At 70.3% G+C, this 19025-nt stretch carries 15 protein-coding genes; 4 read left to right on the forward strand and 11 right to left on the reverse strand.

Features of this window, described 5'->3' with window-relative positions; translation table 11 throughout:
- The 5 genes from ACFVV0_RS17210 to ACFVV0_RS17230 form a co-directional block, all read right to left on the reverse strand.
- Positions 1-816 carry an energy-coupling factor transporter transmembrane component T family protein gene (locus ACFVV0_RS17210; RefSeq protein WP_387065795.1) on the reverse strand — a complete coding sequence of 272 codons (816 nt, stop codon included), beginning with the start codon at positions 814-816 and terminating at the stop codon, positions 1-3.
- Positions 813-2702, reverse strand: coding sequence for an ABC transporter ATP-binding protein (locus tag ACFVV0_RS17215; RefSeq protein WP_387065798.1), 1890 nt, complete (start codon positions 2700-2702; stop codon positions 813-815). The genes ACFVV0_RS17210 and ACFVV0_RS17215 overlap by 4 nt, the downstream gene beginning before the upstream one ends.
- Positions 2650-3273, reverse strand: coding sequence for an ECF transporter S component (locus ACFVV0_RS17220; RefSeq protein ID WP_387065801.1), 624 nt, complete (start codon positions 3271-3273; stop codon positions 2650-2652). The genes ACFVV0_RS17215 and ACFVV0_RS17220 overlap by 53 nt, the downstream gene beginning before the upstream one ends.
- Before the next feature lie 99 nt (positions 3274-3372).
- On the reverse strand, positions 3373-4296 hold the full coding sequence (locus tag ACFVV0_RS17225; protein ID WP_387065804.1) for an EamA family transporter: 924 nt from the start codon (positions 4294-4296) through the stop codon (positions 3373-3375).
- Positions 4296-4856, reverse strand: coding sequence for a dihydrofolate reductase family protein (locus tag ACFVV0_RS17230; RefSeq protein WP_387065807.1), 561 nt, complete (start codon positions 4854-4856; stop codon positions 4296-4298). Before ACFVV0_RS17230 ends, ACFVV0_RS17225 begins: the two co-directional genes overlap by 1 nt.
- 261 nt (positions 4857-5117) lie before the next feature.
- Between ACFVV0_RS17230 and ACFVV0_RS17235 the strand changes: the two genes are divergently transcribed.
- Together ACFVV0_RS17235 and recQ are read left to right on the forward strand one after the other, a co-directional pair.
- Entirely contained in the window at positions 5118-9146 is a 4029-nt protein-coding gene (locus ACFVV0_RS17235) for an ExeM/NucH family extracellular endonuclease (RefSeq protein ID WP_387065810.1), read from the forward strand.
- Positions 9147-9280: 134 nt separating this feature from the next.
- On the forward strand, positions 9281-11332 hold the full coding sequence (gene recQ / locus ACFVV0_RS17240) for a DNA helicase RecQ (protein WP_387065813.1): 2052 nt from the start codon (positions 9281-9283) through the stop codon (positions 11330-11332).
- 146 nt (positions 11333-11478) lie between these two features.
- Here recQ and ACFVV0_RS17245 read toward each other — a convergent pair whose 3' ends face one another.
- A complete protein-coding gene (locus ACFVV0_RS17245) occupies positions 11479-12099 on the reverse strand; it encodes a YdeI family protein (RefSeq protein ID WP_387065816.1) in 621 nt (206 codons plus the stop codon).
- A 148-nt stretch (positions 12100-12247) separates the two neighbouring features.
- On the opposite strand from ACFVV0_RS17245, the gene ACFVV0_RS17250 reads away from it, so the two are divergent.
- Complete coding sequence (locus tag ACFVV0_RS17250) at positions 12248-12727, forward strand: DapH/DapD/GlmU-related protein (RefSeq protein WP_387065819.1); 480 nt, start codon at positions 12248-12250, stop codon at positions 12725-12727.
- A 28-nt stretch (positions 12728-12755) separates the two neighbouring features.
- Here the strand turns inward: ACFVV0_RS17250 and ACFVV0_RS17255 are convergent, their stop codons facing one another.
- From ACFVV0_RS17255 to ACFVV0_RS17270, 4 genes are all read right to left on the reverse strand, one after another.
- Positions 12756-14057 carry an MFS transporter gene (locus tag ACFVV0_RS17255; RefSeq protein WP_387065821.1) on the reverse strand — a complete coding sequence of 434 codons (1302 nt, stop codon included), beginning with the start codon at positions 14055-14057 and terminating at the stop codon, positions 12756-12758.
- Positions 14054-14674 carry a helix-turn-helix domain-containing protein gene (locus tag ACFVV0_RS17260; RefSeq protein ID WP_387065824.1) on the reverse strand — a complete coding sequence of 207 codons (621 nt, stop codon included), beginning with the start codon at positions 14672-14674 and terminating at the stop codon, positions 14054-14056. The genes ACFVV0_RS17255 and ACFVV0_RS17260 overlap by 4 nt, the downstream gene beginning before the upstream one ends.
- 71 nt (positions 14675-14745) lie before the next feature.
- Positions 14746-15150, reverse strand: a complete 405-nt coding sequence (locus ACFVV0_RS17265; RefSeq protein WP_387065826.1) for an SRPBCC domain-containing protein — start codon at positions 15148-15150, stop codon at positions 14746-14748.
- Positions 15147-15485, reverse strand: a complete 339-nt coding sequence (locus ACFVV0_RS17270) for an ArsR/SmtB family transcription factor (RefSeq protein ID WP_387065829.1) — start codon at positions 15483-15485, stop codon at positions 15147-15149. The genes ACFVV0_RS17265 and ACFVV0_RS17270 overlap by 4 nt, the downstream gene beginning before the upstream one ends.
- A 179-nt stretch (positions 15486-15664) precedes the next feature.
- On the opposite strand from ACFVV0_RS17270, the gene ACFVV0_RS17275 reads away from it, so the two are divergent.
- Positions 15665-17767, forward strand: a complete 2103-nt coding sequence (locus ACFVV0_RS17275) for an acyl-CoA dehydrogenase (RefSeq protein WP_387065832.1) — start codon at positions 15665-15667, stop codon at positions 17765-17767.
- Between the two features lie 226 nt (positions 17768-17993).
- Here ACFVV0_RS17275 and ACFVV0_RS17280 read toward each other — a convergent pair whose 3' ends face one another.
- Positions 17994-19025 (reverse strand): malate dehydrogenase, encoded by a 1032-nt coding sequence (locus ACFVV0_RS17280; RefSeq protein ID WP_387065835.1) that lies wholly within the window; start codon positions 19023-19025, stop codon positions 17994-17996.

The following is a 19025-nucleotide window of genomic DNA, read 5'->3' on the forward strand; positions in this document are numbered from 1 at the left end:
TCAGGGCGCGACCGCGACCCCGGCGACGAAGATCGCCGCCGCGACCTGCCAGAACAGCAGGACGAAGGCCGTGTCGCGAATCCGCCACGGCGTCGGGTACCGCTCGGTGCGGGTGGGATGCGCCCCGAACGCCCGCGACTCCATCGCCAGCGCCATCCGGTCGGCGTGCCGGATCGACGACGCGAGCAACGGGACCACCGCCGCGAACGCCCGCCGCGTCGCCGCGATCGGGCCACGACCGCGAGCGACCCCGCGAACCCGCTGCGCCTGCCGGATGAGCGCCAGTTCGGTCGCGAACCGCGGGATGAAACGGTATGCCGCGATCGCGGTGTAGCCGACGCGGTACGGAACGCGCAGCTGTCGCACGAGAGAGCGCGCCAGGTCGGGTCCGGTCGTCGTGAGGCCGCCGATCAGCGCGAGAACGACCAGGCTCGCCAGCCTCAGCGACGTGGCGAGGCCGACCGCGAACGCGCCGGCGGTGTAGTCGAACGCGCCGACGGTGAACAGGATGCGCTGGTCTTCGACCCGGGACGCATCCACCCAGAAGCCGAAGCTCACCCCCATCACCAGCACGATCGCCGGAAGCACCACGAGCAGCCCGACCACGATCGCCGCACGCACCCTCGCACCGATCAGGATCAGCGCGATCCCGAGCACGATGAAGGCGAGCGGTGTGAAGCGGTCGCGTGTGAACAGCAGCACCGCCATCGGCGGGAGCACCGCCGCGATCTTGGCCAACGGGTTCAGGTGGTGCAGAAAGCGGCCGGGAGCGGCCGTCGTCGCGCCGGCGTACGGATCGGTGGTGAGGATGCTCACGGGCGTCCCCGATCGCGAGTCGTCGGCTGTGCCGGGGTCGGCTGTGCCGTGGCCGCCAACGCCTGCGGGAGGTCTGCCAGCCGGGTGATCCCGTGCCACTCCGGATGCGCGGCAAGACCCGCGAACGCCCGTGCCAGCGGCGGAGGACGCAGCCCGGCACGCCCGAGGGTCTCCGCATCCGCCAGCACGTCCGCGGTCTCGCCGAACGCGGCCAGCCGGCCTTCCGAGAGGATCGCTACATGGCTGGCATACTCGGCCACCAGCTGGAGGTCGTGCGTGACGATGACGACCGTGGTGCCCGTGCGGTTGAGCTCGGCCAGCGTGGCGAGGAGTTCGGTCGCGCGTTCGCGGTCCTGCCCGAAGGTCGGCTCGTCGAGCACGAGAACGGGGGCGCCCGCGATGAGGGCTGTGCCGACCGAGAGCCTGCGCTTCTGCCCGCCCGAGAGGAGGAAGGGATGCGCGTCGCGGTGAGCGAGCAGACCGAGCCTTGCGAGCATCCGGTCGACGCGTTGCGCGACCTCGGAGTCGGGCGTCGTGCGCAGCCGCAGGCCGTAGCCGAGCTCGTCGGCGACCGAGTGGGTAACGAACTGGTGCTCCGGATTCTGGAACACGAACCCAACGGCCTCGGTCAGTTCCGGCACGGATGCGCGAGACGGGTCGAGACCGCCCACCTCGACGGTGCCGCGCGGTGGGCGGATGACCCCCGCGATCGCTTGCACGAGTGTCGTCTTCCCGGCCCCGTTCGCGCCGAGAACGGCCACGAAGTCACCACGCCCGACCTCGAACGACACGTCCCGCAGCACCTCGCGCTTGCCGCGCCTGACGCTCAGGCCGCGCACGCGCACCGCGCTCGAGCCCGCCACATCCGCTCGACTCGCGGCGAATCGACCTTCCGGCGCGCCCGGAAGGTCGATCTGCCGCGACTCACGCCCCGGCAGGCCGGGCGCGGGCGCGGGCGCGGGCACGCGGTCGAGGGCCGCGGCGAGTTCGGCGACCGTCAGCGGGAGCGGGGCGAGAGCCACGCCCGCGGCGCGCAGGCGCAGCGCGGCAAGTGTCGCCGTCGGCAGCCACACCCCGAGAGCGAGCAGCTCGTCCGCCCGTTCGCGCAGCACCTCGTCGGCCGCACCGTGGGCGACGAGCCGGCCGGCCGCATCCAGCACCGCCACGGTGTCCACGATGCCCATCGCGGCGTCGAGGTTGTGCTCGACCAGCACGATGCTGCGCCGGGTCGCGTCGGCGGGCGCAGCGACGAGCTCGCGCAGCACGGCGTACACCTCCTCCACCCCGGCCGGGTCGAGATTGGCGGTCGGTTCGTCGAGCACCAGGATGGGAGCGTCCAGCGCCAGTGCACACGCGATCGCCAGCCGCTGCTTGCCGCCGCCCGAGAGCGTGACCGGATTATCGTCCCGCCGCTCCCAGAGCCCGACCGCACGCAGCGCCCCTTCGGCACGCGCCAGCACCTCGGCCACCGCCACCAGAAGGTTCTCCGGCCCGAAACAGACCTCGTCGAGCACGGTCGCGGTCACGAGCTGCGCATCCGGATCCTGGAACACCATGCCGACCCGCGTGCTCAGTTCGGCGACCCGCGCCTCCCTCGTGTCGAGCCCGCCAACGAGCACCGTGCCTTCGAGGGCGGCCGGCACCGCATGCGGGACGAGCCCGTTCAGAGCCAGCGCCAGCGTCGACTTGCCGCATCCGCTCGGCCCGAGCACGAGGAGCACCTCGCCGGGTGCCACGTCGAGCGTCACGCCGTCGGGGGTCCACGCCTCCGCGCCCTCATGACGGATGCGCACCCCGCGCAGGGACAGCGCCGCCGGGTCGGTCACGGTCGCCTCAGCGTGAGGACGGAACGCCTGCGGCGCCGGTGGCGACCATCGACAGCACATCGGTGTCCCGGCGACGGCGCGGCCGCACGACGGGGAGCTGCAGCCCACGACCGACGCCGGTGCGGTCGAGCGCTGCGGCGACGGCGCGGCCGATCCAGGTGAAGAGGATGGGACTCAACACGAACAGCCCGATGTGCACCACCTGCACCCACGGCTGGCTCTGCTCGGCCCCCTGGGCGATGAACACCCCGAACCCGAACACCAGGCCGGCCACGGTGACCGCGGCGTAGAACAGCCAGGCGCGCCAATAGCGGTAGAGCGTCACAGCGAACGGGAGCTCCTGCAGCAGTCCGATCGACCCGGCGGCCATCACCGCGGCGAATCCGATCGGCTGGAACGGCACCGACACGAGTCCAGCGATCACCGAGGTGATCAGCGCGACACCGCCACGCCGCAGCAGAGCCTGCGCGATCACACCCGGAAGGAAGTACACGCCGATGACCGCGCCGTAGAACATCGGTGCGGCTGCGGCGAGCGTGCCCGAGACGTATGCGCTGATCGAGAAGACGATTCCCCCGGCGACGCCGATCGCGGCGCAGGTGAGCAGAAGGCGGGTGCTGGTGTTCTTCATGGGCCGTTTCGCGCGCGTCGGGGGGAGGGTTCCTCCAGAGTAGATGAGGTAAGGCAACCCTAACAAGGGCCGTCGCACCGCGCTGGTGCCCGCGACCGCTCAGGCGACGGCCAGCATCCCGGCTGCGATCAGCGCCAGCACGAGTCCCACCCACTGCACCGGCGCGATCCGCTCGCGCAGCACGATTGCGGCGAGGATGATCGTGCCGGCCGGGTACATCGCCGTCAGCACCGAGATCACGCTCAGCTCGCCGATCCGGATGCCGATCAGCAGCAGCACGTTCGCAGCCGCATCCACGAACCCGCACGCGACCGCGAGCAGCAGCCCTGGACGCCATCCCGAGACCACTGGTCCGGGACGCGCGGAGGAATCGTCGACCGCGACGCCGCCCGCGCCGACCAGTGCAGCCGTGCGCGTCCGCCGGAGCCGGGCCGCGACCGCAACCACGCCCACCGCCGCGAACATGATCGTTCCGGAGACAGCGCGGTTGACCAGCAGCGGCACGAGCCCGGAGTCGTCCGGCGTCTGGTCGATCAGGATGAAGAACGCGCCGATCATCGCGCCCGATCCGACGGCCATCAGGATGCCGCGCAGACTCGGCCGCACCGCCCCCTTCTCGGGCACGAACCCCACGAGCACCACGGCCACGAGGGCGATGCCGAGCGCGACGTATCCGATCGGAGCGAGCGTGTCTCCGCCGAGCAGCCCCCAGGTCATGGGCACGACCGCGGAGACGACCGCCGTCAGCGGCGACAGGATGCTCATCGGCCCGAGCGCGAGGCAGGCGTAGAGCAGCGCGATCGCGATGGCTCCCGTCACACCGGACAGGGCACCCCAGCCGACCGCGCCGGCGGACCACCGGCCGCCCACGAACAGAGACGCCACCAGCAGCGCGGCGAGTCCCGCGAACGCAGAGACGGCGGTGACTCGCAGAGCGCTGATGCGGCGGGCCGCGAGACCGCCCAAGAAGTCGGCAGAGCCGTAGACGAGGGCGCTGGCGAGCCCGATGATCGCGGTGAGCATCAGCCTCGGAAGCTGTAGACGTGCAGCACGGCGCCCGTGTCGAATCGGTCGAGCCGGGTGAGTTCGAGCGCCGCCCTGCCGCGGTCGTCGGGGAACATCCGGGTACCGCCGCCGACGATCACCGGGTACGTCAGCAGCCGCAGTTCGTCGATGAGACTCCACACGAGAAGCGAGCGAACCAGTGTCGCGCTCCCGGCGACGAGGATCGGCCCGCCTTCGCCCGCCTTCAGCTCGGCGACCCGGGCGCGCACGTCGTCGCCGAGACGGGATGCGTTCCAGCCCAGCTCGTCGGTGCGCCGGGTGACCACGTACTTCGGCATCGTGTTCATCTTGTCGGCGAACTCGCCGTCTCGCACCGGCCAGGCCTCCGCGAACTGCTCGAAGGTCTTGCGTCCGAGCAGCAGCGCATCGGCGTCGAGGATCTCCTGAAGCTTGAATTCGAAGAGCTCCGGCGTGCCGTACGGCACCGTCCATCCGGAGTGCGGATGCCCGATCTCTCCCCCCGGAGCCTCGACGACGCCGTCGAGCGTGATGAACTCCGTGACGATCAAGCGACGCACGATGTCTCCTCCCAGAGCCGGGGTGTGAGGCCGATCGTAGCAGCGCGGTCCGCGGCGGTTACCGCCAACTTAAGAGCACGAGACATTTGCGCGGCCCCCTGGCGGGCATGGTCGGCACCCACCTATAGTCTCCCCTGTGTGCCCCCGAAGGGGGGACACGCGTGGCCGGCGCGAGGGAGCATCGGCCATGGGAACGCGTGACGTCATCGCACTGAATCGTGAAGGGGATTTCCGATTATGCAGCAACGCTCAGCTACACCTGTGCCCTCGGGCAGGGGGGATGGCGGCTCGTCCGCCCGCTCCTTCCGCCGCATCGCCGCCGGATTGGCCGTCGTCACGGCGGCCTCGCTCGGTTTCGCGACACTCACGGTCTCGCCGGCGCTCGCCGCGACACCGACGAACACCATCGCCGAGGTGCAGGGCACCGGCGACGTCAGTCCGCTGAACAATGCGACCGTCACGGTGCAGGGCATCGTCACGGCCGACCACCGGGTGGGCGGCTACAAGGGCATCTACCTCCAGACGCAGGGCAGCGGCGGGGCGACGGATGCGACCCCCGGCGTCTCCGATGGCGTCTTCGTCTACCTCAACACCGCCAACCCGTCCGTGGCGATCGGTGACCTGATCACCGTCACCGGAACGGTCAGCGAGTACTTCGGTCTGACCCAGATCACCGCATCCGCCGCCGGAGCGGTCGAGCTCGTCACCGCTGGTGTCGGCGTGCCGGCCGCGACGCCGCTGCCCGACACCGTTCGCGGCACCGACCGCGAGGCGTACGAGAGCATGCTCGTCGAGCCGACCGGCACCTACAAGCTCGCCTCCAGCCACGAGCTCTACAACTTCGGGACGCTCTGGCTCTCGGCAGGCGACGCTCCGCTCGTGAAGAGCACCGAGACGCAGCGGCCCGGGGATGCGGCCGACGTGATCGCGAAGGCCAACCTGGCCGACCGCATCCTGCTCGACGACGGCTACAACATCCAGATCGCGAACAAGGACCACCCCGGCGACCAGCCGTACTTCACCAAGGATGTGGTGGTGCGCAACGGCGACAAGGTCGACTTCCCGGCCACACCGTACGTGCTGAACTGGGGCTTCGACGACTGGCGTCTGCAGCCGACCACTCCGATCAACGACGCGAGCCCGGCGAACCTCAAGCCGACGTTCGAGCAGACGAACCCGCGACCGGATGCTGCTCCCGCTGTCGGCGGCGACTTCGCCGTCGCCTCGTTCAACGTCGAGAACTACTTCACCACCCTGCAGAGCGAGAACCCGCTGGCACGCGGCGCGAAGACCGCCGCCCAGTTCCAGCTGCAGAAGTCGAAGGAGGTCGCAGCGATCAACGCGCTGGGCGCGAACATCGTGACGCTCGAAGAGATCGAGAACTCGATCCACTTCGGCAAGCCCGTCGACACCGCGCTGGCCGACCTGGTCTCCGGACTCAACGTGGCCGCCGGCTCCGACGTCTGGGCCTACGTTCCGACGCCCGCCGCGCTCGTGGACGCCGTCGACACCACCGACGTCATCACCACGGCCATCATCTACAAGAAGGCAGCGGTCACTCGCGTCGGCGACAGCACCACCGTCATCGACGAGTCCGTCTGGGGGAACGCGCGCGAGCCGATCGCGCAGACGTTCAAAGCCGGATCCAAGACCATGAGCGTGGTCGTCAACCACTTCAAGTCCAAGAGCGGAACGGGCACGGAACCGGCCGACGGCCAGGGACTCTTCAACGCCGACCGCGTCGCGCAGGCCAAGAGCGTGCTCGGCCTCGTCGGTCAGCTGGAGCAGACCAGCGGCAGCAAGAACGTCCTGCTGCTCGGCGACTTCAACGCGTATACGAAGGAAGACCCGATCGACGTCTTCACCTCGGCCGGTCTGGTCGATCTGGTGTCGGCCAAGGCCGCGGGCCAGTACACGTACAGCTTCGACGGCGAACAAGGCTCGCTCGACCACGCCCTGGCCTCGCCGGAGCTGGCGGCAAGCGTGGCCGGCGCGGGTGTCTGGGACATCAACGCCAACGAGTGGTCCGACCGCAGCTATGCGTTCGGCGCCGCCGAGGCGGGAACCCCGTATCGCGCGAGCGACCACAACCCGATCAAGATCGGGTTCGCCGAGAAGGACGCCCCCGTCTCGATCGACCTGCTGGCGATCAACGACTTCCACGGCCGCCTCGAGTCGAGTGCGACCTCCGGCGGAGCCGCCGTCCTCGCGGGCGCGGTGAACCAGTTCCGGGCGAAGAACCCGAACACCGTGTTCGTGTCGGCGGGCGACAACATCGGCGCCTCCACGTTCACGTCGTTCATCCAGAAGGACAAGCCGACGCTCGACGCGCTCAACGCGATGAAGCTCGACGTGAGCTCGCTCGGCAACCACGAGTTCGACCAGGGCGTGTCCGACATCCGGAACCGGGTCATCCCGGGCTCGCAGTTCCCGTATCTCGCGGCGAACATCTTCGACAAGGGCACCGACACCCCGACGTTCGACCAGTACTACGTCAAGAACGTCGGAGGCATCCGGATCGGCTTCATCGGCGCGGTCACGAACGAGCTGCCCTCGCTGGTCACGCCGGCCGGCATCTCGGGCATCGACGTGCGCGACGTCACCGAGTCGGTCAACAAGGTCGCACTGCAACTGCGCGACGGCGACCCGTCGAACGGCGAATCGGATGTGACCGTGCTGCTCGTGCACGAGGGCGCGGCCACCCCGGCGCTCGCGGACTCCACGAACGATTCGGCCTTCGGCACAATCGTGAACGGAGCGAACGACGACGTCGACGCGATCGTCTCGGCGCACACGCACCAGGCGTACACGCACGGGGTCGCCATCCCAGGCACCGACCGCACCCGTCCCGTCATCCAGTCGGGCCAGTACGGCGAGAAGCTCGGGCACATCGCCCTCACGGTCGACCCGCAGACGAAGACGATCCAGTCGTTCAGCAGCGAACTGCTGCCTCTGAACGACGCCGCCGGAGCGCCGCTCTACCCGGCCGACCCGGCCGTGGCAGCGATCGTCGCGGATGCGGTGAAGGTCGCCTCGCAGCTCGGCTCCGTCTCCGTCGGCCAGATCACGGGCGATTTCAACCGCGCCCGGCAGGCCGACGGCTCGGAGAACCGCGGCGGAGAGTCCACCCTCGGCAACTTCGTCGCAGACGTGCAGCTCTGGGCCACCCAGGATGCGGGCGCCGAGATCGCTCTGATGAACCCGGGCGGACTGCGTGCCGACCTGAAGTTCGCGTCGACCGGACCGAACGACGCGGACGGCAACGTCACCTACCAGGAGGCCGCATCCGTGCAGCCGTTCGCGAACACCCTGGTGACCGAGACGCTGACCGGAGCGCAGCTCAAGCAGGCGCTGGAGGAGCAGTGGCAGCCCGCCGCGGCCAGCCGTCCGTTCCTCAAGCTCGGCGTCTCCGCGGGCCTGACGTACACGTACGACCCGACGGCCGCCGCCGGCTCGCGCATCACGCACGTCTACCTGAACGGAACCGAGGTGCAGGACACCGATACCCACAAGGTCGTCGTCAACTCGTTCCTCGCCTCCGGTGGTGACAACTTCACCACTCTGGGTCAGGGCAGCGGCAAAGCGGACTCCGGCAAGATCGACCTCCAGTCGATGGTCGACTACTTCACGGCCAACCCCACTGCCACGCCGGACTCGGCGCAGCGTGCGGTCGGTGTGAAGCTGGCGGCGCCGGCATCCGGAACCGCGTACCAGCCAGGCGAGAGCGTGGCCGTGACCCTGTCGTCGCTGCTCTTCAGCGACACGGCGACCCAGCCGACGACCGTCTCCCTGGCGATCGGGGATGCCGTGGTCGGCACCGGAACGATCGACCCGGCCATCGTCACCACCACCGACGAGGTGGGGCGCGCGTCCGTCACGGCGACGATCCCGACCGGTGTCTCAGGCGCTCAGACGCTGACGATCACCGTGCCGGGAACGGACACGAAGGTGTCGGTGCCGATCACGGTCGCGGATGCGACCCCGCCGGCGACCAAGGTCTCGAGCGTCACTCTCGGCTGGGCCAACACGGTGCTCGCGAGCCACAACTCGCAGCTGACCTACACGGTGACCGTGCTCGCCCAGAAGGGCGTCGAGGCCACCGGCACCGTCGTCATCCTCGACCGCGGCAAGCAGGTCGCCACGGTCACCCTGAAGGCGGGCGACGGCGGCAAGGCCAAGGTCACCCTGCCGAAGCTGAAGGCGGGCTTCCACCTGCTGACGGCGGTCTACGGCGGCTCGGATGCGGTGAAGGGCTCGTCGACGCTCCCCTTCCCGGTGCTGCTCTGGTAGCAGCGCGCTGCTGACGTGGGGGCCCGGACCGGAGGCGGTCCGGGCCCCTTCGCGTGCTCCTCCACACGGGTGTGGCTCTCCACAGGCCGGCGGTCGGGTCAGCGGGGGTCGGTCGCTCTCGTTACGATCGAGGAATGAGCTGGAACGCCGAACTGCCCTGGGAGCCCGACGAGCGCGATGCGCCGCCGGAGGAGGACGAGCCGCCGTTCCCCGACTACGCCGACCACACGTACCGCGGTGGCCATGTCGACTTCGGCGGTGGCGCGTTTGACGCGGCCGCCGCATCCGGGGCGCCGTCGGGTGGCGCTCGCCGTGCCGCGCGGGCTTCGTCCTCTGCGCCTTCCTCCGCCCCGGCCGAGGTGCGCGCTGCCCGCCCGCTCTTCGAGTCGGCAGCCGAGGCCCTGCACACCGTGTTCGGCTACGACTCGTTCCGCGGTCAGCAGGCCGAGATCGTCGAGCAGCTCACGGGCGGCGGTGATGCGGTCGTGCTCATGCCGACCGGTGGCGGCAAGAGTCTCTGCTACCAGATCCCGTCGCTGTTGCGCGAGGGCACCGGCATTGTGGTCTCGCCGTTGATCGCCCTCATGCAAGATCAGGTGGATGCGCTCCTCGCCGTCGGCGTGCGCGCCGCCTTCCTCAACTCCACGCAAGACGGCGCAGAGCGCTCGCGCGTCGAGCGGGCGTACCTGGGCGGCGAGCTCGACATCCTCTATGTCGCCCCCGAACGCTTGTCGTCGGAGGCGACCAAGCGTTTCCTCGAACGGGGCACGATCGCGCTGTTCGCCATCGACGAGGCGCACTGCGTCTCCCAGTGGGGGCACGACTTCCGTCCCGACTACCTGGCCCTGTCCGAGCTGGCCGAACGCTGGCCCGACGTTCCCCGCATCGCGCTCACGGCCACCGCGACCGAGGCGACCCACAAAGAGATCACCTCCCGCCTGAAGCTCGAGGGCGCAGCGCAGTTCGTCGCCGACTTCGACCGGCCGAACATCCAGTACCGCATCGTGCCCAAGTCCGAGGTCCGCAAGCAGCTGGTCGACTTCATCACCGCAGAGCATCCGACCGATGCCGGAATCGTCTACGGGCTCTCGCGCAACACCGTCGAGAAGACCGCGGAGTTCCTCAGTGCTCGGGGCCTCAAGGCGCTGCCGTACCATGCGGGCCTGGATGCGGCCACGCGCGCGGCGACGCAGTCGCGCTTCCTCCGCGAAGACGGTGTGATCGTGGTCGCGACCATCGCCTTCGGCATGGGCATCGACAAACCGGATGTGCGGTTCGTCGCCCACATCGACCTCCCCAAATCCGTCGAGGGCTACTACCAGGAGACCGGCCGCGCGGGCCGCGACGGCCTCCCGTCGACGGCCTGGCTCGCCTACGGTCTCAACGACGTGGTGCAGCAGCGCCGCATGATCGACGATTCGCCGGGAGACCTCGCGCACCGGCGCCGCATGACTCAGCACCTGGATGCGATGCTCGCACTCTGCGAGACCGTCGAGTGCCGCCGGGTGAACCTGCTCGGCTATTTCGGCCAGCGCGCCGAGCCGTGCGGCAACTGCGACACCTGCCTCACGCCGCCCGAGAGCTGGGACGGCACCGTTCCCGCCCAGAAGCTGCTCTCGACCGTCGTGCGTCTGCAGCGGGAACGCAACCAGCGTTTCGGTGCCGGTCACCTCATCGACATCCTCCGCGGCAAGCGCACGCCCCGAGTCGACCAGTATGGTCACGACGCCCTCGCCACCTGGAACATCGGCACCGACCTCACTGACAGTCAGTGGCGCGGCGTCGTACGCCAGCTCCTCGCCTCGGAGCTTTTGAAGACAGAGGGCGAATACGGCGTCCTCGCCCTCACGCCCGAGGGCGCCACCGTGCTGAGCGGCGCCCGGCCCGTGATCCTCCGCCGCGAGCCCGACAGGCCGGAACGCGCGCCGCGCTCGTCGCGCAGCACCGCATCCGCCGACCTCGCGCCCGCCGACCAGCCCCTGTTCGAAGCGCTCCGAGCCTGGCGAGCCGAGGAGGCGCGCACCCAGGGCGTCCCCGCCTACATCGTTTTCGGCGATGCGACCCTGCGCGCGATCGCAGGCGCCCGCCCGGCCACGCTCGGCGAGCTCGACGGCATCACCGGCATCGGTGCCAAGAAGCGCGAGGCCTACGGCGAGGCCCTCCTCGGAGTCGTCGCCGCCGCCTGACGCTGCGCGCGCTGCGCGCGTGCTGCGCCAGCGCCGCGCGGCGGCGTCGGAGAAATCGCCCGAGCCGCCCTGACTTCACCGTTCAGACGGACGAAACGCCGGCCCCATTCGCGAAATCTCCGACGTTGCGCGAGCCCATGCGCCCCCTATTCACCCTGCCCGAGCCGCTCCGGCGCCACCGTCGCCGCCGACTTCTGCGGGTAGACGGTTTCGCGGCGCTCGAGCATGGCGACGAAGTCGGCGATGCGGCGCGCACGGGTCTCGGGCCGCTTCGCGTTGGTCGTGCGGAACACGATCGCGAACCGGTTCTGGCTGCTCAGGGTCTCGAAGAACGCAGCAGCTTCCGGATGCGCGGCCAGTGCGGCCTCGAGGTCGTCGGGGAGGGTCTTGTCGGAGACGCGTTGGTAGGCCGCATCCCACCGGCCGTCGGCCTTGGCACGGTCGACCTCGCGCATCCCCGCCTCTGTCATCTCACCGGATTCGATGAGCACTGCGATGAGGTCGCGGTTGCGTTGCGACCAGATGCTGCGCGCGCTCCGCGGGGTGAAAGTCTGCAGAAAGTGGGTCTCGTCGAGGGCGTTGCGGCGGCCGTCGATCCAGCCGAAGCAGAGGGCCACCTGCACCGCCTCGTCGTGGCTGGGGCTGGGGAGTCCGGACCCCTTCTTGGCCAGGGCGAGCCGGATTCCGGCGGATTCGTCGTGGTGCGCGACCAGCCATTCCCGCCAGGCGGCTGCGTCTTCGACGTAGATCGTCTCGTGTTCTCCCATACCCCGATCATCCTCCGATCAGAACCCCGTGTCTGGTACGAATGCGACGATGTACGGTCGTGGTTCTCCAGGGCAGCCAGGGAATTTTCTTTCCGGCCCTTGTGTTATCCCAATGAACGTTTCCGCGACGATCTCGAAGGAGGATGCGATGGCAAGGATGATCGAAGAGCTCGAGGACGAGACCGGCGCCGTGATCAAGTACAAGAGGCACACCAACGGGCGTGGCCTCGTCGCACCGACGGCCCGTGTGGCCGAGTCGGCGTACATCGACGCGACGGCCTACGTCGAGGCTGAAGCCCGGGTGGGACTCGACGCGTATGTGGGTGCCGGAAGCTGGATCGACCGCGGCGTGACCGTGGGCGACCGCACGTTCATCGGCGCCAACGTGCACGTGGGCGCAGGCAGCGTGGTCGGAAGCGGCGTGCGCATCGGCAGCAACGCGAAGCTCGGGCCTGACGTGATGGTCGGCAACGGGATGCGCATCGATCGCGACCTGAAGATCCCCGCCGGAACGGTGCTCGAGTTGCGCGGCGCGGCGGCCGCCCGCGCGTCGCTTGCCGCCCCGCTTCCGCGGAACCCGCGCGCAGGTCGCGGCGACACCCGCGCTAGCTCCCGCCGCGCCGCGTAGGCGCCGGCGCAAGCCACGAACACCGCGCTCAGGCCCTCCCCTCGGGGAGGGCCTTTTCGTCGCCCGGCCCCTGACCCGGACCCGACCCCGGCCCCGGCGCCGCGCGTGCCACGACCGCGGCGCGCACCGACCGCATCCGGGAGGCCGCGGCCAGTGTCGCGACCACCGCGATCGCCGCACCGACGGCGAACGCGACCGAGGTCGTCGTGCGGTCGACGAGAATGCCGGCCAGCGCCGCGCCGGCGGCTGCGCCCGTGTTGACGGAGGTGTTGATCCAGGTCGACGCTTCGTTGCGCACGTGCTCGGCGGTGAGGGCGTCCGCGAGCAGGTATCCGGTGATCAGGCTCGGCGCGAGGAACACCCCGACGCCGACGAGGATGAATCCGAGCGTGAGTTCGTTGCCGGCGACGGCCGCGAGGGCGCTGGTTCCGGCGAGAGCGACGCTGAGCACGACGAGCCGCACGGCCAGCGACGACCGCCAGGTGCGGTGGCCGTAGACCAGGCCGGCGACCGCGCTCCCGGCCGACAGCAGGGCGAGCAGGATGCCCGCGAGAGCTGCGGACGACCGCTCGGTCGCAAAGGCGGGCACCGCCGTCTCCACGGTTCCGAGAACGACGCCGACACCCGAGAGGGCGACGAGGACGATCCAGAACCCCGGTTGCCGCAGCGGTCGCTCATGGGGGTGGGTGACGGATGCGGCCGGCGGCCGTTCGCGAACCGTGCGCGCCAGCGAGAACAGCGCCGTGCCGACGAACGCCACCGCTGCCGTGCCGTACAGGGCGACGACGGGCGTCGCGAACAGCAGCACGAGCCCGACGAGCAGCGGTCCGGTCGTGAAGAGCACCTCTTCGGCGACCGCATCGAGGCTGTACGCACGGGTGAGCATCCGGGGACTGGGAGCGATCGACGCCCAGATCACGCGCATCGCAGACCCGAGCGGGGGAGCGAACAGTCCGGCGATCCCGGCGAGCACGACCAGCAGCCAGGCGTCCGCGCCGGCCAGGCACGCGGATGCGATGCCGGCGAGCGCGGCGGCGAAGAGAGTTCCCATCACCAGGAGCGCGCGCGTGGGGCCGAACCGGTCGACCGCCCGCGCCCGGTACGGCGAGGCGATGACGTTGAGCACGCCGAACGTTCCGGTCGCGGCGCCGGCGACAGCGAACGACCCCGTGGCCGTCTGGACGCTCAGCAGCAGCGACAGGGTCACCGTCGCGTACGACAGCCGCCCGAGCAGCGCCGACGCGAAGAGCCGCGGCGCGTGCGGCAGCCGGAGCACATCGGCGTACCCCTCGCGCGGCGCGGTGGCCTCGCGCGCCTTCCGTGCGCTCACGTCGTCGCTCGAGTCGCGGTAGATCGACCTTCCGGGCCGTCGGGAACGTCGATCTGCCGCGACTCAGACGCAGCGGCGGGCCCGGCCGCCGCGGCGGGCCCGGGGGCGGCGAGCTCGAAGAGCGCGAGGGTGGCGGCCACCGGACGCGTGCCAGGCGCCCCCGGTGCGGCGGCGGCGTCGGCGAGCACGACTCCCGCCTCGCGGACGAGCTCCATCACGCGCTGCCACGCCCCATCCGGAACCCAGAACTCGGCGTCGGTGAACGCGGTCGGAGTGCCTTCGGCGTGCGAGGATGCGCGGCGCGTCAGCTCGGCGGCCATCGCCCCCATGAGTGCTTGCAGCCCGCCATCGCCCGAGGTCAGCCCTTCGCCGCTGGTCGGATCGTGCCGGTACCGCTTCGCCCGGCCGCCACGGATCGGGACCTCTTCCGCGACGTAGACCAGTCCGGCCTCGTGCAGCCGCCGCAGGTGGTAGCTCACGTTGGCCTGGGTGTCGTCGAGTGCACGCGCCGCCTCGGCCGCGCTGAGGGCGGTGCCGCCCAGCAGCGAGAGCAGCCGGAGCCGCAATGGATGCGCGAGCACGCGCATCCCGCGCAGCTCACCCCGTTCGTCACTCACCCGCCTATCCTGCCCGCCTCACTCGCAACTGTCAAACAGTTCTTTGGAGGTGAGGACGCCAGGCCGCGGCCTCACACCACCGACGGCAACCGATCGAGACAGTCCGCCCATCCCTGCCCATGCGATTCCGCGTCCTCCGCTGTCGCGAAGCGTTCGTGCAGCACGGTCAGCTCCGTCCCGCCGCCCGCACCGGGAGCCAGCGTGAGGGTCACGAGTGTCTCCTCCTGGTCGCCGTCCCACCGCCAGGTGAAGACCAGCCGCTCCGGCGGTTCGACCGCGGCGAACACTCCCGAAAGGCCCATGCCGGTCACGTCGGAGACGAGACGCCAGGCGCCGCCGACACGCGCATCCACGTCGCCGGTGCTCTCGAACCGGGCGGGCCAGAACCAGCTGACGAACTCGGCCGGATCGGTGAAGGCGCGCCACACGCGCTCGCGGCCGGCCGGGAGCGTGCGAGTGATCTCGATGCTGGTCATGGATGCTCCTCCAGGTGTCGTTCGAGCGAGTCGAGCCGTGAGTTCCACAGTTCGCTGTAAGCGCGCATCCACTCCTCGGCCGGGCGGAGGGCCGCGGGAGCGAGCCGGCACCACCGCGTGCGCCCGCGCTTGGTGCTGAGCACGAGGCCGGCGGCTTCGAGTACGGCCAGGTGTTTCACGAACGCCGCGAGGCTCATCGGATGCGGATGGGCCAGGTCGCTGACGGTCGCCTCTCCGCCGCGCAGGCGCTGCACGACCTCGCGGCGCGTCTGGTCGGCGAGCGCGTGGAACACGGCGTCCACCTCGTCCGCCGCCGTCGCCGAAAGCTCAACCATGTGGTTAAGTATTGCGCGTTGTCGATACGCGCACAATCCCAGGGATTCGAATTGGAGCATTCCGCAAACGGGCGGCGACGCATCCGGTGCCCGTTTGTAGGCCGCGCACCGACGACTTCCTCTTCCCAGCCGAGGGCCGTACCGTGAAAAGATCCCCGCGAGATCGAAGAGGAACGCTCATGGTAGATACCGCTGTGCCCACCACTACGTCGTCCGCTGTGCCCGCCACGGCACCCGCACCCACCGGCCCCGGCGCCCCGCGAGGTGCTGCGCCGCGCGTGGACATCGAGGCTCTCGGCCGGCAGCTGCTCGGCCAGTGGGCGGAGGCGCGACTCGCCTCCCGCGCGCTGTCGAGCCGACCCGAGATGCAGAAGGTGGAGGGTCTGAGCCTCGCCGATCAGCGGGCGCGCACGTTCGAGCAGCTCAAGCTGCTCGTCGCGAACGGTCAGGTGCACCGCGCGTTCCCGAAGAGCGTCGGTGGCGGCGAGGACAACGGCGGCAACATCGCCGGCTTCGAAGAGCTCGTGGCGGCGGACCCGTCGCTGCAGATCAAGTCCGGCGTGCAATGGGGCCTGTTCGGCGCCGCGGTGCTGCAGCTCGGCACCGAGTACCACCACAAGAAGTACCTCCCCGGCATCATGTCGCTCGACGTGCCCGGCGCATTCGCTATGACCGAGACCGGGCACGGGTCGGATGTCGCATCCGTCGCCACCACCGCGACCTACGACCCCGAGACGCGGGAGTTCGTCATCGACACCCCGTTCCGCGGGGCGTGGAAGGACTACCTCGGCAACGCCGCTAAAGACGGAATCGCCGCCGTCGTGTTCGCCCAGCTCATCACCAAGAACGTCAACCACGGCGTGCACGCGTTCTATGTTCCGATCCGCGACGAGAACGGCGACTTCCTGCCGGGCATCGGCGGCGAGGACGACGGCATCAAGGGCGGCCTGAACGGCATCGACAACGGCCGGTTGCATTTCACCGGCGTGAGGGTCGCCCGTACCGACCTCCTCAACAAGTACGGCGACGTGGCCGAAGACGGCACGTACTCGTCGTCGATCGACAGCCCCGGACGTCGCTTCTTCACCATGCTCGGCACGCTCGTGCAGGGCCGGGTCTCGCTCGACGGCTCCGCGATCAACGCCGCGAAGATCGGCCTGAAGATCGCGATCACCTACGGCGCCGAGCGCCGCCAGTTCACCGCGGGCAGCGACACCGACGAGGAGGTCATCCTCGACTATCAGCGTCACCAGCGCCGCCTGCTGCCCCTTCTCGCCACCACCTATGCGGGGAGCTTCGCCCACGAAGTATTCCTGCACAAGTTCGACGACGTGTTCAGCGGTCGTACCGACACGGATACCGATCGCCAGGATCTCGAGACCATCGCGGCCGCCCTCAAGCCGCTTTCGACCTGGCACGCGCTCGACACCCTGCAGGAGGCGCGCGAGGCCTGCGGCGGCGCCGGCTTCCTCACCGAGAACCGGCTCACCTCGCTGCGCGCGGACCTCGACGTGTACGTCACGTTCGAGGGCGACAACAACGTGCTGCTCCAGCTCGTCGCCAAGCGTCTGCTCACCGACTACAGCCGCAAGTTCGCGAAGGCGGATGCGGGGGCGATGGCCCGCTACGTCGTCACCCAGGCGGCGGGCAAGGCCTACCACGGCACCGGACTGCGCAGCGTCGCCCAGACGGTCAAGGACTTCGGCTCGACCGCACGCTCGGTCAACTGGCTGCAGGACGCGACCACCCAGCGCGAGCTGCTCACCGACCGCGTCGAGACGATGATCGCCGAGGTCGCCAACCGGCTGCGCCCCGCATCCAAACTGGGCAAGAAGGCGGCGGCCGACCTGTTCAACTCGCAGCAGAACGAGCTGATCGAGGCGGCCCGCGCCCATGCGGAACTGCTGCAGTGGGAGGCGTTCACGGATGCGCTGGAGCAGGCTCCCGATGCCGGGACCAAGCAGGTGCTCACCTGGCTGCGCGACCTGTTCGGCTTCGGGCTGATCGAGAAGCACCTGGCCTGGTACGTCATCCACGGCCGCCTGTCGCCGCAGCGCGCCCAGGCGGTGTCGGCGTACATCGACCGGCTGCTCACGCGCATCCGGCCGCACGCCGTCGACCTCGTGGATGCGTTCGGCTACGGACCCGAGCTCGTGCGCGCCAAGATCGCCACGGGCGCTGAGGCCGAGCGTCAGGCGGAGGCCCGCGAGTACTACGCGCAGCAGCGCGCCTCCGGCACCGCGCCCGTCGCCGAGAAGAGCCTGAAGCCCAAGAAGCGCTAGCGCGGGCGGTCCCTGCTGCGCACCGCTGCCCGGCCCTCCCACCGAACGAGGGGTCGCGACGCGCCGTCTCCGGAACGGGTAGGGCGGCGTGTTGCGACACCTCCTTTCGTGTGAGCGGGCGTGCATTCGAAGCCGCGGGGTGCCCGCGCCAACGAGGGGTCGCGACGCGCCGTCTCCGGAACGGGTGGGGCGGCGTGTTGCGACCCCTCCTTGGCCGCGCGGGCGGCTAGAGGAGGCCGAGGGCGCGCACGGCCTCGCGCTCGTCGAGGAGCTCGGCGACGGATGCGTCGATGCGGGAGCGCGAGAAGGCGTCGATCTCGAGGCCGGCCACGATCTGCCACTCGCCCCCCACCGACCGCACCGGGAACGACGAGACGATCCCCTCGGGCACGCCGTACGAGCCGTCGGAGACGATGGCCGCCGACGTCCAGCGCTCGCCGGTGCCGTTGACCCAGTCGTGCACGTGGTCGATGGCGGCGCTGGCGGCGGAGGCCGCGCTCGACGCGCCGCGCACGTCGATGATCTCGGCGCCGCGCTTGGCGACGCGCGGGATGAACTCGCGTGCGAGCCAGTCCTCGTCGACGAGCTCGGTCGCCGGGCGGCCGTCGACGGTCGCGTGGGAGAGGTCGGGGTACTGGCTGGCCGAGTGGTTTCCCCAGATGATGACCCCGTCGATCGCCGACACGGGCACCTCCAGCTTGGCGGCGAGCTGCGCGACCGCGCGGTTCTGGTCGAGACGGGTCATGGCCGTGAACCGCTCCGGCGGAACATCCGGCGCGTGCGCGCTGGCGATCAGGGCGTTCGTGTTCGCCGGGTTGCCGACGACGAGCACCCGGACGTCGGATGCGGCGCCCGCGTTGATCGCCTCGCCCTGCGGACCGAAGATGGCCCCGTTGGCCTCGAGCAGGTCGGCCCGCTCCATGCCGGGACCGCGCGGGCGGGCGCCGACGAGCAGCGCGACACTGACTCCGTCGAACGCCGCTCTCGGATCGTCGGTCACCGCGATCCCGTTGACGAGCGGAAAGGCGCCGTCCTGGAGTTCGAGCGCGGTGCCCTCGGCGGCGGAGAGGCCCTGAGGGATCTCGAGCAGCCGGAGGTCGACCGGCACGTCCGGACCGAGCAGCTGACCCGAGGCGGCGCGGAAGAGCAGGGCGTAGCCGATCTGGCCGCCCGCTCCGGTGACGGTCACGGTGACGGGCGTACGGGATGCGCGGGGTGTACGGGATGCGCGGTCGGATGCGGAGCTGTGTTCTGTCAC

Origin of the sequence: Leifsonia sp. NPDC058230, assembly GCF_042882245.1 — a bacterium.
Lineage (GTDB): Bacteria > Actinomycetota > Actinomycetes > Actinomycetales > Microbacteriaceae > Leifsonia.